The sequence below is a fragment of the Parasphingorhabdus sp. JC815 genome, from assembly GCF_040717415.1.
Lineage (GTDB): Bacteria > Pseudomonadota > Alphaproteobacteria > Sphingomonadales > Sphingomonadaceae > Parasphingorhabdus.
Genome location: NZ_JBFEFM010000002.1, coordinates 53,015 through 64,841, shown reverse-complemented (window position 1 = coordinate 64,841; position 11,827 = coordinate 53,015). Strand labels below are relative to the sequence as shown.

Below are 11,827 nucleotides of genomic sequence, written 5' to 3'. Positions count from 1 at the left end.
GGGTTGGTCTCCATGAAATGGTCATGGGGGTATCGGTGGGAGCAGGAACGCTCCCCTGATTGGCAGGTGTCGGGGGCCATAACCCTGACGAGTGGATTTCATAAGGGGCGCGATAGCCCCTTTGATCGATGGGTGCAGGGAGAGCGAAGTCTCCCGCGAGTGATGGAACGGCGAAACGTTCCGATGGCTCTGGATGGGTTCAATACCCAGGAAGAGCCAAGGCCGGAGGGATGCAACGGGAGCGCGCAGCGGGCTCCCTTGCCAAGATTGCGGTGTAGTACACCGCACATCTTGCGGGTCGGACTTATTGATAAAGTTGGGAAAAAAGGTGTTTCGATGTGGTCGATGCGGAAGGAGTTATTTTGTGGCGTGCTTGGGGCTGTCGCTCAGAGGGCGTTCTCTGGGGGCTGAAACATCGCCTCATTCAGATACCCTGCGATAACGTGATCATTGCGGGCATTCGCGTGTTCGATGGGTCGTCGGTCCATCTCATCTCGTATCCATGCGACTTGGGGATGTATCTCCATGGATACCCGAACGAAGTCAGCGTGGCCCAACGCCGCCGCCACGTGCACGGGCGTCATCTTATCTGGCTCTCGCTGATGGTCTAATCGTTGTCCGCTTTGCAGCGCAAACGCCAACTCCTCTAGATCATTGTTTTCAGCAGCACGAAATATATCTGGCGGCACATGTTCTGTGCCCGATTTATCGTTCGGCATTACATCTTTTATTTTACCCAAAACTGTATCCCCTTACAAACTTTGCGATCTCCGAGGGGTCGATATCTGTGCGTATTATCGAGTGCTCTTCGTTCTGGATTTGATGATGGTTGAACATACCAATTTCGCCATGGGACATCCTCGGCGTCTCGCCGTCCCGAAAATTCTGAGACCAAAGGATAAGATAGATGCCCTTCATGGGCTCATTGAAGACGAGCGGTAAGGACTCGCGGACGGTACGATGATCTCGCCGAGCAACGATGCTGAATGACCATTTCATCACATCCAGTTCGTCATCGACATCTTCGATGAAACAGGATGTTTGGAATGCATACCCAGTGACAAACGTGCTCAGCTTATCGTTTTGCCAATCATATCTCTTCAAAAATTCCGCAGGCATGGTTTCATCACTGGCACGCTCATGATTGATGAGTTGATCGGCGTAAGTCCTACTGCCAAATGCGAGCGTGACGGGTGCAACGCCCTGCCTGAATTCTTCGATCAGGAGAAGGAAATGGTAGCCTAGAGTTGGGTCATCCTGGCTGGTGTGAAATCCGTCTCGGATGCAAAGCCATACTGACTTTGAAATTTCGGCCCGCTGCCACGCGGTATCGGTAGTTTGGCTATGGCTGCCGAAGTCACGAAACGCCAGAAGCTGATATTGACGTTTCGAGTCCCTGATTGAAGCATCGAGCGCCTGACGCTGCTCAACAGGAATTTTGGTCTCAATGAACCGATCTACAAAGTAGAACTTATCATCGCCTATCTGGTGCGTTGCGTTTTCCCCAAGCCAATTCTTGAGGTCGGCACGAGAAAGCAAACGATCCTCGCGTGGGGGCGCGGCGTTCTTTCGTTGCGGCTTCCAGCCTGAAGCCTCAATCAACGCGGCATCTTCGCGCTCCATAATTTCATCGCGCAGAGCCTGTGGAGAAAGCTCCTTCTCTGACATCAAGCGTCGGAGCAGATTGCGGGAGTACTCCTTCTGGGCATCAGGATAATACCGAACAGTGCGCATCTCGAAACTACTATCAGGTTCGGATTTACTATTTGCGGCAAATTCCTTGCCGCTATTTTTGAACGCATCTCTTGGAAACAGCGGCAACACATTGCCCTGCAAGCTCTGATCATTCGCTTCACTATCGTCACACATACCGCGTCTGCCGGAGGGTTCGTCTGATTTCTGCCTTTCGACAGTCTCGGCGGAACCCGTCCCGTCGTCAATCGAACGCAGCGGTGGCCACGCGGGCCAAAGTGACAGGAGCGAAGATCATGAAGTATTCCCTTTGCGTGCATTGCCTTACCTTGGGCTACTGCAAGAACAGCACACGCCAGCTCGTTCGTGATGCGCAACTGGAAAACCCAGAATACCTACGCGACCTGCGCAACTTTTCTGCGAGTTTAGAAGTCAGCGCTGACCACTTCCTCGATTATTTGTTGAACCTGTACAGGGACTATCGAGGGCGGATCATTTCGAACGGCGACGAGGTCTTTCTGAACACCGAAGAGTTCGAGACAGAAAGCATTCGTGAATGGTTTCGCGACTGGGCATGTACACCCGTGCCTGACGGAGTTCGTCCCAGACTGCGAGAAGAAAGTCGCGAGCGCATCAGGCTCCTGGGAACGATCCTCTCAACACAGTTCGCATTCGAAGCAGAGTTGTGGGGAATGCGGGCGGCGAACGACAACAGACCTCCGTCAGCTCGACGCTGAGGCCGTACTGATGAACTTCGCAGAAAAGATCAGTCTATTCCCCCTGATCAGCATTCGGGCTTTGGCAGGATGCAATCGTCGGCAATCAAGTTCGACGGCAACATCAAGGTCTACGAATGTCATTTATGAAGAAGCATCAAGATGCAGGCCGGTCGATCTTCATGTCGTCCATCCAAGGCCTCGCAAACACACTGGCGCTGCTCGTCACCTTTTTGGGCGCGCCGCCTCTCTACAGCAAATCAATCGGCTGGGTGCAGGCCTTTGCGGTTCGTCACTATGGCTACGGCTTCGAAGACGTGACTGCCCTCGTCTGGGGCGGTGTTTGTGCCGCCCTGGTCTTCTTCATCTCCCGCGCATCGATATCGACGGCGCTGGTGATGGGCGGGCTCGCACTCGCGACCCGCTTTCTGTGAACCACGAAAGGAGTTCGACAATGTTCACGAAGCATCGCCGCGTCGGCGGCATCTACAAGAAAGAAACGGATTGGGGCGCGATCATCGGCACCGTGTTCTGGGTCTTTGTCGGCCTTGTGATTCTCGGCGCACTCGTCGGGTAACCGCACAACCCCAACAGCAACTTCCACAGCCTGGGTTTCGAAAGCTTCTGAAACCCAGGCACGTTTTGTCGGAGTAAAGCAGTGCAAGACGAAATCATCATCTTTCTTGTGAAACTATACAGGGCCTACGACCGCGCTGTCGATGAGCTGATGGCTGACCTTAAGAAACGACTTGAACCAGTGCTCGAAGTATTCGGCGCCATAATCATGGCTACGCCAGCCATCGGCATTCTGCTTTGGCTACTGGGCGTACGATGAGCACTTTTCAGATTGATTTTGTTGAGCCGGAAATGAAGCCAATCTTTGAGCGCTTCAAACTTCTCTTCGCACCAACATCCTCCAAGTCGGACATTCCCTCAGACGTCAAGGTCTGTGTCTGGATACGGATGATCAACGCGTTTCATCCGACCGTGAAGCCCCGTGAAATCCGCTCACACTTCATCAAGTGCTTCCATCCCGATGCGGGCACGCACGTCCTCACGATTCCCGAAAAGACAAAAGTCATGGCGACACATGACCGTATTTTCAAAGGAAAGTAATCATGATGAGCAATGAAGAGTATCGGTTCGGATCAGCATCTTGGTCTGACGAGAGCGAACTCAGGCGGGCCGGACTGCTAAGCGCTCGGGGTCTTCAGATCGGCTATAGCGCGAACAAATCGATCTGCCTCGAAACCGACGCGCCGATTATCACGGTCGCAGGCGCAGGCTCAGGCAAAATGCGCGATCTCCTCGCGCTTGCGGTGGGCCGCAATGCAGGCAACCGAAATTTTATCCTCGACCCGCGCGGCGAAATCGCCGCCGTTACAATGGTGAACTTCGCTCTCAATCGGAGCTACCTTTATTGCTGGAACCCGACGGGGATGCGTGGCCTCCCGCAGCATCGCATGAACCCGCTAGATATCCTTCGCCTGAACGATCCGCACTTCCATGCGGACTGCAAGTTCATCGCCGAAAGCCTGATCCCGACAAGCGGCGCATCGAACGGTCGTTACTTCGAGCTGCGCGCCCGCGAGTGGATCGAGAACATCATAAAGATGCTGGTCGAGCGAGACGGCAAGGTCAGCTTCCCCGCGCTCTACCGTGTCGTCAACTGGATCGAAGCAGACTCGAATGCCTGGGCAGACTGCCTCGAAGCCATGCTCGGCTCCTCGATGGGCAGTGTAAGACGAACTGCGGGCGAGATGCTGGCGAAGCAACAGGAAAGCGAGAAAGAGTTCGGAAGCATTCTCGGCGAAGTCTACGCGCACCTGAACTTCCTCGATGATCCGATGCTTGAGGCCGCGCTAGACGGGGACGATGCCTCGTTGGCCGATACCTGCAATTCGGGCCAGCCAACGAGCTGGGCGATCAACGTTCCCATAGAATACGTAGGTCTGTGGTCCCCGATCCTGCGCACAATGTTCACAGTGCAGATGCTCTACAAGTCGCGAGCGCCTTCCGCACCACGCGTCACGATGATCATCGATGAGGCGGGCCAGCTCGGAAATTTTGAAGCCCTGCTACGCGCCTTCACCTTTGGTCGCGGCGCTGGCGTTCAGGTCTGGGCGCTGTTTCAGGATGTCGGCCAGATCGTCCGAAACTTCGGCGCACCAGCCCTTCAGGGCTTCATGGGTTCATCGGCGTTACGCCAGTTCTTCGGTGTGCGCGACTATCAGACAGCGCAGATGGTGTCCTCAATGCTGGGCACCGAGACGCTCGAATATGACGACAGCCTGAGACAGGCGGACGCCAAACGGCAAAAGATGAATGCCGCCATGAGCATCATGAATGGCGGCGATCCGTTCTCGGCCTACGCCGACATGAAGTATCACGCCTTTGGCGAAGAGCATCGCACCAAACAGGCGCGCGCACTCATGATGCCTGAAGAAATCCTGTCGATGCCAGAGGACAAGCAACTGCTCTTCATTTCGGGCAAGAACCTCAAACCCATCTTCGCTGAAAAGCATCCCTACTACGAACGGTCAGACTTTGCTGGGCGCTTCCTGCCCAATCCGTTTCATCCGCCCCATGACTCCGTGCCTATCCCCTCAAGATGGGGTCACCGTCGTGCGAGGGTCATCGTTGAGCGCGTGCCGCAGCAATTCTCGGACTATCCGCAATATTCGAACGGCATGTGGTCCTACGTTGAAGGCTTTCGCCCTTCATAGAGAAAGGAGAATGATTGTGAGCGACAAACCTGAATTTACGATCCGCGATGGGTCGGTCAAAGCAACGACATGGCGGAACGCTGGCGAGAACGGTGACTACTTCACCACGTCTTTCAGCCGCACGTACCGCGACGAAAAGTCGGGCGATCTGCGTGATACGAACGCGTTTTCAGGGGCCGACCTTCTGAAAGTCGCCGCCCTGGCACAGGAGGCCTATCAGCAGTCGCGGGCGCTTCGACAAGAAGAGCGCCTTGCGCAAAGGCGTAACGAACAAAGCAACAGCGACAGGCTGGCGGAAGCGCGGACCGGAAACCGTAAAAGAAGCCGCGACAATCGGGAGCGATAGCACGGATGTCGTCGAGGGACGCTCATTCATCGATCTGCACCAAGCTTGAGCTGTTGCGGCGATTGCGCGAGAGCAGCAAGCCAGTGTGCGCCGCTACCCTTGATCTTGACGGCCACCTTGGAAACGAGGTGAGACGACAAGGCGATGAAGAAAGGCACTCTCGCATAGCAAGGCTGCGAAACGCACTCGCCAGCGCTCAGAGTAGGCTGGAAGCTCAGCACACGTTTGCGCGGCTTAGCGGATACGCGAAAGCGCGATTTAAGAACGAACGATAGCGGAATTAGGAAAGAAGATTCCTCTTTAAGATGGCCCGATCCCTAGTAACAGGATCGGGCCTTCCTTTGCCCGAAACCCTTGCTGAGTTTGCGTTTCAGGACACAGGCAAGGTATAATTAGAGTATATATTCAGCTCGCGCAGGAATATCTGCGCTAATCACCCCTGATGGGGTGAAGAGCTAATTTATTGTCCGAAAAGGAAATGAAACTGATCAGCATGCAGTGCATTGCTGAAGGGAGGGGAGTTTGCCCTCATGAAAGATATAATCCAAAAGCATCGCGATGCTGTGACAAAGCTTGGTTACTCTAAAGAGCAAGCCGAAGATGTTATCCACAGAGTTTCGGCGATAATGAATGCATTCATAGATGCCGCTTGGGGAGTCCATCCTGCTCAGTTGGGAACGAAACCAGAAAGTAAGAAAGTCCTTCTCCCAAAGGCTCAGTGTGATAAGCTGAGAACAAAGCAAAAACAACGTGGCGAAGAAGAAACCGCAGCGCCGCTGACGGAAGGATGAAGGATTCGATGAAAGGCAAGAATGGAAGCAGCAAAGCCGTAATTTATTGTCGTGTGTCAGACACCAAACAGACCACGCGCGGCACTGGCTTGCACTCTCAGGAAACACGGTGCCGTGAGTATGCCTCCTTCCGTGGCCATGACGTTGTTCAGGTGTTTACCGATGACGCATCCGGCGGCCTGATCAATCGCCCAGGCATGCAAGCTATGCTGTCGTTTCTTCGTCAGAACCGTCGCCAGCCGCATGTTGTGATCATCGACGATATCAGCCGCCTGGCCCGTGGCATTCAAGCCCATCTCGAACTTCGTGCAGCGATCAGCAAGGCGGGCGGTATCCTTGAATCCCCGACACTCGAATTCGGCGAAGACAGTGACAGCCAGCTCATTGAAAACCTGCTCGCTAGCGTTTCGCAGCACCAGCGCCAGAAGAACGGCGAACAAACTCTCAACCGCATGCGAGCGCGGGCGCTCAATGGCTACTGGGTCTTCCAAGCCCCCGTAGGATACAAGTACGAGCGTGTCAGTGGACAAGGAAAGGTTCTGCTTCCCGACGAGCCTTGCGCATCCATCCTGAGAGAGGCTTTGGAGGGATACGCCTGCGAGCGTTTCTCGACGCAGGCTGAAGTGAAACGCTTTCTCGAAGCGCAACCCGAATTTCCAAAGACGCCGCGCGGCGAGGTCACGAACCAACGGGTCAATGACTTTCTGACGCAGCCTCTCTACGCGGGACACTTGGAGCTTCCGAAATGGGATGTTTCCTTCCGTCCTGCAAAGCACGAGGGGCTTATCAGTCTTGAAACATTCAAGACCATTCAGAACCGTTTGAACGGCACCGCCCGTGTACCTGCGCGCAAAGACATAAGCCAAGATTTTCCGCTTCGCGGTTTCGTCCTATGCGGCTGCTGCGGGACGCCCCTTACTGCGAACTGGTCCAAGGGAAAGGCCGCTCACTACCCTTACTACCTCTGCCGCCAGAAGGACTGTGCAGCGAAGGGCAAGTCGATCCGCCGCGAGCTTGTTGAAGAAGAGTTTGAAGCGCTTCTAAAGGCGCTCAGACCATCAGCAGAGCTTTTCGAGTGGGCTTCGTCCTTGTTCCGTGACCTGTGGGATCAGCGTGCCAAGACGATGAAAGAACAAGGCAAGTCGGTGAAGGCCGAGCTTTCGCAGATCGAGCGCAAGATCGCTCAGCTTATGGATCGGCTTGTGGAAGCTGACAGCGAATCCGTTATCCGAGCCTATGAGAAGCGCATCGGTGATCTAGAAACGGATCGCATGATTATCCGCGAGCGGATCGAAAAATGCGGCACACCGCTGGCTACCTATGAGGAGACGTTCGAACACTCGATGACGTTTCTGGCAAACCCTTGGAAAATTTGGGAAAACGGCAGCATTGAGCACCGTCAAACGGTCCTCAAACTGGCCTTTGCAGACCAACTGGCGTATGACCGCGAAAGCGGTTTTCGAACACCAGAAATATCCTTACCATTCAAGATGTTAGGGGATATTTGCAGTGGAAATTTGGAAATGGCGCACCCGAGAGGATTCGAACCTCTGGCCTCTGCCTTCGGAGGGCAGCGCTCTATCCAGCTGAGCTACGGGTGCATCAGTGCCGTGACAGCGCTTAGCAGTGAGAATGTCTGCTTGCCAATCACTAATTTGCCAATCTCGCATTTTCCAAACATTGATTTTCTGGATGAGCGCTAATTTTATTTATCGGATTTTTCCTGTTTGGTCTTTTTAATCTTTTGAAATTTGCCCAGTCCGCATGACGCACCCTGATTGATCCGGCCTGCTGTGTTGTCCAGCACACGGATAATATCGACATTGCATAGTTGATTGGTAGATGTGCGATAGGAAAAAGCTTCTTCAAAGGCCAGTCCGCTGCATTTATTTGGCAATTTGTTGCGATAAATATCGCCATTGAGCATTTTGAAATCAATTGTCTGGTCATCAATAACATCGGTCGTGCGAATGCTGGAACGGCTGATGCAGCTCTGGGCCTCGCCGACTGTCTCAATGCTATGTTTGTCATCCTTAGACCGTTTCTCACCCGCATAGGCCCCAGCATATGTGATACCGGTTGCGGCCAAAAGGGAAGCGAAAAGGATAGGTGTGAATAGTTTCATGAGGTTTCTCCGCGACTTATGTGGTAACCCTGCAGCGTAAGAGTATAAAAATTCCAGATTTCTATACGCTGAACAGCCCGGACGCGGTGATCAGGGAGCGGGGGTTTTCTTTTTGAACCGGCACAAATCCGCAACCGGGCAGCGCCAGCATTCCGGCTTTCGTGCCTTGCAGATATATCGGCCATGCAGGATTAACCAATGGTGTGCATGCACGCGGAAAGGTGCCGGGGTTTGTTTCTCAAGTTTTTTCTCAACCGCCAGAACAGTCTTTCCCGGTGCCAGACCGGTGCGGTTCCCGACCCGAAAAATATGAGTGTCGACCGCAAAAGTTTCTGCACCAAAAGCACAGTTCATCACGACATTGGCTGTTTTTCGGCCAACACCGGGCAGCTTGGTAAGCTCATCTCGGTCAGCGGGAACCTGTCCGTCATAATCAGCGATTAACATTTCGGAGAGGGCGATGACATTTTTTGCTTTGGTATTGAACAGACCGATGGTTTTTATATGGTCTTTCAATCCGTCCAGACCCAATTCCACCATTTCCTGCGGTGTTTTTACTTGTTCAAACAGCGCCTTTGTGGCTTTGTTAACGCCAATGTCTGTGGACTGCGCCGATAAAGCAACGGCGACGACAAGCTGATAGACATTGCCATAGTTAAGTTCGGTTTCCGGTGAGGGATTGTCGGCTGCTAACCGAGAATAAAATTCGAAAATATCGTCTTTTTTCATCGGGTTTTATTTCAGGCCAAGCATATCGGCCATGTCATAGCGCCCCGGTTCTTGCTGCGTTAACCAAAGAGCGGCTTTCACAGCGCCGCGTGCAAAAATCATCCGGTTTTCAGCACGGTGGCCCAATTCTATACGCTCTTCATCTGTAGCCATTATTACCTGATGATCGCCGGCAACTGAACCCCCGCGCAGCGCGGCAAAACCGATAGCGCCCTTGGCACGCTTGCCGGTCTGTCCATCGCGGCCTCGCTCGCTATGTTCATTGAGGGCGATGCCGCGCCCCTGTGCAGCTGCTTCGCCCAATAGTAAAGCTGTTCCGGACGGGGCGTCGACCTTGTGCCGATGGTGCATTTCAACAATTTCGATATCCCAATCATCGCCCAGACGCGATGCGGCTTCCTTCACTAGCGCCGCCAGCATGTTGACGCCAAGCGAGGTATTGCCGGTTTGCAAGATCGCTATGTTTGCCGCGGCTTCGTCAATGGACCGATGGTCCGCAGGTTCAAGGCCGGTGGTGCCTATCAGCACTGGCTTTGCTGTGCTCGCACAAAGCTCCAGCCGTTGGCCCAATCCCTCTGGGGAAGAAAAATCAACCAGCACGTCACTTTTGTCGAGGAGTTTTTGCAGATCGTCATTCTGATCGACGCCACCAGCATGACTAAGGTCATCCCGCTCATCAATCGCGTTGACAAGGGCATGGCCCATACGGCCTTCGCTGCCGATAATTCCAATAGATGTCATAATTTCGTTTCCATAGGCTTGCATTATCTCGTGGAAGATGCTGGCATAGCGTATGCATGAAATAAACAATATAGTGATCTTGACCGGTGCGGGAATTAGTGCGGAAAGTGGTGTCGCCACCTTTCGCGGGCCCGATGGTCTATGGGAAGGACATAGGGTAGAGGATGTCGCGACGCCCGAAGCGTTTATGCGTAATCCTGCTCTGGTGCTGAAATTTTATGACGAACGCCGTGCAAGCCTGAAGGGAGTGCAGCCTAATGCTGCGCACAAGGCGTTGGCGCGGCTGGATGCTGAATGGGACGGTGATTTGTTACTGGTGACCCAAAATGTCGATGATCTGCATGATCGGGCGGGTTCGAAACGGCTGATCCATATGCACGGTGAGCTTTCAAGCGGCCTATGTCTTTCTTGCGGACAGCGATCGACTGTAACCGACGATTTTTCCAATGATCCAGCCTGTCCTCACTGTGACAAACGAACATTGCGGCCCGATATCGTCTGGTTTGGAGAAATGCCATATCAGATGGACAAGATTGAGCAGGCGTTGAAAAAATGTGATCTATTTGTGTCCATCGGCACATCGGGCGCAGTATATCCGGCGGCTGGTTTTGTGCAAACGGCACGACATTATGGCGCACAAACGCTGGAGATGAATCTCGATCCTTCGGACGGCAGTCTTTACTTTCACAAAAGCCGGATGGGCAAAGCAGGGGAGCTGGTCCCGGCGTGGGTCGATAATATTCTGGCGGATTGACGGCTATGCGCCCGTCTGGGCCCCACAGCTATTACATTCAGGGTCTTTAGGTAGATTGATACCGCGCATGGCAGGACGCAGACCGTCGAACAATTGTAGCTTGCCGGCTGGATCATCGCCAAATCCGGTGACAACGCGAATGGCTTCCATCGCCGCAAAGCTGCCCATCAGGCCGACCATTGCTCCCAATACGCCAACCTCGGAGCAATTATCGCAATCATCCGGGTCCAGAGCATCGCCGACGAAACAGCGATAACAGGGTTTGTCGGCTTCCCAACCGCGAAAGACACCAAGCTGTCCCTGAAATTGGCCAATCGCTGCGGATACAAGCGGGATGTGGTGGGCAAGCGAGAAATCGGACACCAATAGCCGGGTCTGATAATTGTCGGAGCCATCCAATATCGCGTCAAACTGCGTGAGAGAATGTTCGGAAAATATTGTGGCATCTCTAGAGAAGTTACTTGGAGTAAGCCTCTGATTAACGGTGTTTATTACTATATCCGGGTTAATCGCTAGCGCGGCTTTTTTGGCGACCTCTACTTTAGGCTGGCCTATATCATTGACGGTGAACAGAACCTGCCGCTGAAGATTGGATAAAGACACGACATCATCATCAACAATAGTCAGCGCGCCAATACCAGCGGCGGCAAGATATTGGATCGCCGGACAGCCGATACCACCGGCGCCAATGATCAGGATATGGGCGCCCAGTAATTTCTTTTGCCCAACCCCGCCAATATCTCTCAAGACAATGTGGCGGGCATAGCGTTCAAGCTGTTCGTCTGATAGTTCTGTCATTCAGGCCAGCGAAAATTCATCGTTGTTTTATACCATAGGGGTTCTGTGCCACTGGATTGCGGTCCCGCTTTCGGTCCATATTTGGCCAGATGGTTGGCCATGAATATTTCCAGTTCGCGGCAGCGGCTTTCTACCGGTACAATCCTTAGTATTTCTCCGTCCGGCGCGATTAACAGTGCGGCATGTATTTTTGCAAATACCCAGCGATCCACAACCGGAAGGTCACAAGCCGCTTTTTTGGCAGTCCGCTCCGCAGCGCGTTCATGTTGGGATGAGTAGCTGATAGGGCGAGAGAATTTGGCCGTTTCCAAAGCCTGATAATCTGTAGGGGCCTCTGGCGTTTCAGAAGCAGGTGCCAATGCCATCGCCATTGCTATAATAACATGGATCACCGTCATGCCTTTCGTAT

Annotated in this window: 16 protein-coding genes, 1 tRNA gene and 1 pseudogene; 10 read left to right on the top strand and 8 right to left on the bottom strand. The window is 53.4% G+C overall.

The genetic code is table 11. The features are described from left to right. Positions 1-386 precede the first annotated feature (386 nt). Together AB1K62_RS06135 and AB1K62_RS06130 are read right to left on the bottom strand one after the other, a co-directional pair. Entirely contained in the window at positions 387-740 is a 354-nt protein-coding gene (locus AB1K62_RS06135) for an ankyrin repeat domain-containing protein (protein WP_367002170.1), read from the bottom strand. Continuing rightward, the gene (locus tag AB1K62_RS06130) at positions 733-1,869 is read right to left on the bottom strand and encodes a hypothetical protein (RefSeq protein WP_367002169.1); all 1,137 of its coding nucleotides are present in this window, start codon (positions 1,867-1,869) and stop codon (positions 733-735) included. Before AB1K62_RS06130 ends, AB1K62_RS06135 begins: the two co-directional genes overlap by 8 nt. Positions 1,870-1,988: 119 nt before the next feature. Here AB1K62_RS06130 and AB1K62_RS06125 point away from each other — a divergent pair, with 119 nt between their 5' ends. The 9 genes and pseudogenes from AB1K62_RS06125 to AB1K62_RS06085 all read left to right on the top strand — a co-directional run. Beyond that, positions 1,989-2,429, top strand: coding sequence for a hypothetical protein (locus AB1K62_RS06125; RefSeq protein WP_367002167.1), 441 nt, complete (start codon positions 1,989-1,991; stop codon positions 2,427-2,429). A gap of 116 nt (positions 2,430-2,545) precedes the next feature. Beyond that, positions 2,546-2,842 (top strand): hypothetical protein, encoded by a 297-nt coding sequence (locus tag AB1K62_RS06120; RefSeq protein WP_367002166.1) that lies wholly within the window; start codon positions 2,546-2,548, stop codon positions 2,840-2,842. 20 nt (positions 2,843-2,862) lie between these two features. After that, positions 2,863-2,985 (top strand): hypothetical protein, encoded by a 123-nt coding sequence (locus tag AB1K62_RS06115; RefSeq protein ID WP_367002165.1) that lies wholly within the window; start codon positions 2,863-2,865, stop codon positions 2,983-2,985. A gap of 81 nt (positions 2,986-3,066) precedes the next feature. Continuing rightward, on the top strand, positions 3,067-3,243 hold the full coding sequence (locus tag AB1K62_RS06110; RefSeq protein ID WP_367002164.1) for a hypothetical protein: 177 nt from the start codon (positions 3,067-3,069) through the stop codon (positions 3,241-3,243). After that, positions 3,240-3,524: a hypothetical protein gene (locus AB1K62_RS06105; RefSeq protein WP_367002163.1), complete on the top strand. Its 285-nt coding sequence runs from the start codon at positions 3,240-3,242 to the stop codon at positions 3,522-3,524. Before AB1K62_RS06110 ends, AB1K62_RS06105 begins: the two co-directional genes overlap by 4 nt. Before the next feature lie 2 nt (positions 3,525-3,526). Then, positions 3,527-5,134: a type IV secretory system conjugative DNA transfer family protein gene (locus tag AB1K62_RS06100; RefSeq protein WP_367002161.1), complete on the top strand. Its 1,608-nt coding sequence runs from the start codon at positions 3,527-3,529 to the stop codon at positions 5,132-5,134. Positions 5,135-5,150: 16 nt separating this feature from the next. Next, positions 5,151-5,480 carry a hypothetical protein gene (locus AB1K62_RS06095; RefSeq protein ID WP_367002160.1) on the top strand — a complete coding sequence of 110 codons (330 nt, stop codon included), beginning with the start codon at positions 5,151-5,153 and terminating at the stop codon, positions 5,478-5,480. Between the two features lie 530 nt (positions 5,481-6,010). Continuing rightward, positions 6,011-6,271 carry a hypothetical protein gene (locus tag AB1K62_RS06090; protein WP_367002158.1) on the top strand — a complete coding sequence of 87 codons (261 nt, stop codon included), beginning with the start codon at positions 6,011-6,013 and terminating at the stop codon, positions 6,269-6,271. Then, a pseudogene (locus tag AB1K62_RS06085) lies at positions 6,268-7,302 on the top strand (recombinase family protein); the annotation flags it as partial. The gene AB1K62_RS06090 and the pseudogene AB1K62_RS06085, both read left to right, overlap by 4 nt. Positions 7,303-7,795: 493 nt before the next feature. Here the strand turns inward: AB1K62_RS06085 and AB1K62_RS06080 are convergent. The 4 genes from AB1K62_RS06080 to dapB all read right to left on the bottom strand — a co-directional run bounded on the left by AB1K62_RS06080 (position 7,796) and on the right by dapB (position 9,866). Continuing rightward, positions 7,796-7,872, bottom strand: a tRNA-Arg gene (locus tag AB1K62_RS06080). A gap of 104 nt (positions 7,873-7,976) precedes the next feature. Beyond that, positions 7,977-8,396: a hypothetical protein gene (locus AB1K62_RS06075; protein ID WP_367002156.1), complete on the bottom strand. Its 420-nt coding sequence runs from the start codon at positions 8,394-8,396 to the stop codon at positions 7,977-7,979. Between the two features lie 90 nt (positions 8,397-8,486). After that, positions 8,487-9,125: an endonuclease III gene (gene nth / locus AB1K62_RS06070; protein ID WP_367002155.1), complete on the bottom strand. Its 639-nt coding sequence runs from the start codon at positions 9,123-9,125 to the stop codon at positions 8,487-8,489. A gap of 6 nt (positions 9,126-9,131) precedes the next feature. Further along, complete coding sequence (gene dapB, locus AB1K62_RS06065; RefSeq protein WP_367002153.1) at positions 9,132-9,866, bottom strand: 4-hydroxy-tetrahydrodipicolinate reductase; 735 nt, start codon at positions 9,864-9,866, stop codon at positions 9,132-9,134. Between the two features lie 52 nt (positions 9,867-9,918). On the opposite strand from dapB, the gene AB1K62_RS06060 reads away from it, so the two are divergent. Beyond that, complete coding sequence (locus tag AB1K62_RS06060; RefSeq protein WP_367002152.1) at positions 9,919-10,620, top strand: NAD-dependent deacylase; 702 nt, start codon at positions 9,919-9,921, stop codon at positions 10,618-10,620. A 3-nt stretch (positions 10,621-10,623) separates the two neighbouring features. Here the strand turns inward: AB1K62_RS06060 and moeB are convergent, their stop codons facing one another. Together moeB and AB1K62_RS06050 are read right to left on the bottom strand one after the other, a co-directional pair. Beyond that, on the bottom strand, positions 10,624-11,418 hold the full coding sequence (gene moeB, locus AB1K62_RS06055; RefSeq protein ID WP_367002151.1) for a molybdopterin-synthase adenylyltransferase MoeB: 795 nt from the start codon (positions 11,416-11,418) through the stop codon (positions 10,624-10,626). After that, the gene (locus AB1K62_RS06050) at positions 11,415-11,816 is read right to left on the bottom strand and encodes a hypothetical protein (RefSeq protein ID WP_367002150.1); all 402 of its coding nucleotides are present in this window, start codon (positions 11,814-11,816) and stop codon (positions 11,415-11,417) included. Before AB1K62_RS06050 ends, moeB begins: the two co-directional genes overlap by 4 nt. Positions 11,817-11,827 lie beyond the last annotated feature (11 nt).

What these genes read in the sequence shown, in the direction of transcription:
- AB1K62_RS06125 (WP_367002167.1), top strand. Translation starts at nt 1,989, where the DNA reads ATGAAGTATTCCCTTTGCGTGCATTGCCTTACCTTGGGCTACTGCAAG.
- AB1K62_RS06130 (WP_367002169.1), bottom strand. Translation starts at nt 1,869, where the DNA reads ATGTGTGACGATAGTGAAGCGAATGATCAGAGCTTGCAGGGCAATGTG.
- AB1K62_RS06050 (WP_367002150.1), bottom strand. Translation starts at nt 11,816, where the DNA reads ATGACGGTGATCCATGTTATTATAGCAATGGCGATGGCATTGGCACCT.
- AB1K62_RS06115 (WP_367002165.1), top strand. Translation starts at nt 2,863, where the DNA reads ATGTTCACGAAGCATCGCCGCGTCGGCGGCATCTACAAGAAAGAAACG.
- AB1K62_RS06100 (WP_367002161.1), top strand. Translation starts at nt 3,527, where the DNA reads ATGATGAGCAATGAAGAGTATCGGTTCGGATCAGCATCTTGGTCTGAC.
- nth (WP_367002155.1), bottom strand. Translation starts at nt 9,125, where the DNA reads ATGAAAAAAGACGATATTTTCGAATTTTATTCTCGGTTAGCAGCCGAC.
- AB1K62_RS06075 (WP_367002156.1), bottom strand. Translation starts at nt 8,396, where the DNA reads ATGAAACTATTCACACCTATCCTTTTCGCTTCCCTTTTGGCCGCAACC.
- dapB (WP_367002153.1), bottom strand. Translation starts at nt 9,866, where the DNA reads ATGACATCTATTGGAATTATCGGCAGCGAAGGCCGTATGGGCCATGCC.
- AB1K62_RS06120 (WP_367002166.1), top strand. Translation starts at nt 2,546, where the DNA reads ATGTCATTTATGAAGAAGCATCAAGATGCAGGCCGGTCGATCTTCATG.
- AB1K62_RS06105 (WP_367002163.1), top strand. Translation starts at nt 3,240, where the DNA reads ATGAGCACTTTTCAGATTGATTTTGTTGAGCCGGAAATGAAGCCAATC.
- AB1K62_RS06090 (WP_367002158.1), top strand. Translation starts at nt 6,011, where the DNA reads ATGAAAGATATAATCCAAAAGCATCGCGATGCTGTGACAAAGCTTGGT.
- AB1K62_RS06060 (WP_367002152.1), top strand. Translation starts at nt 9,919, where the DNA reads ATGCATGAAATAAACAATATAGTGATCTTGACCGGTGCGGGAATTAGT.
- moeB (WP_367002151.1), bottom strand. Translation starts at nt 11,418, where the DNA reads ATGACAGAACTATCAGACGAACAGCTTGAACGCTATGCCCGCCACATT.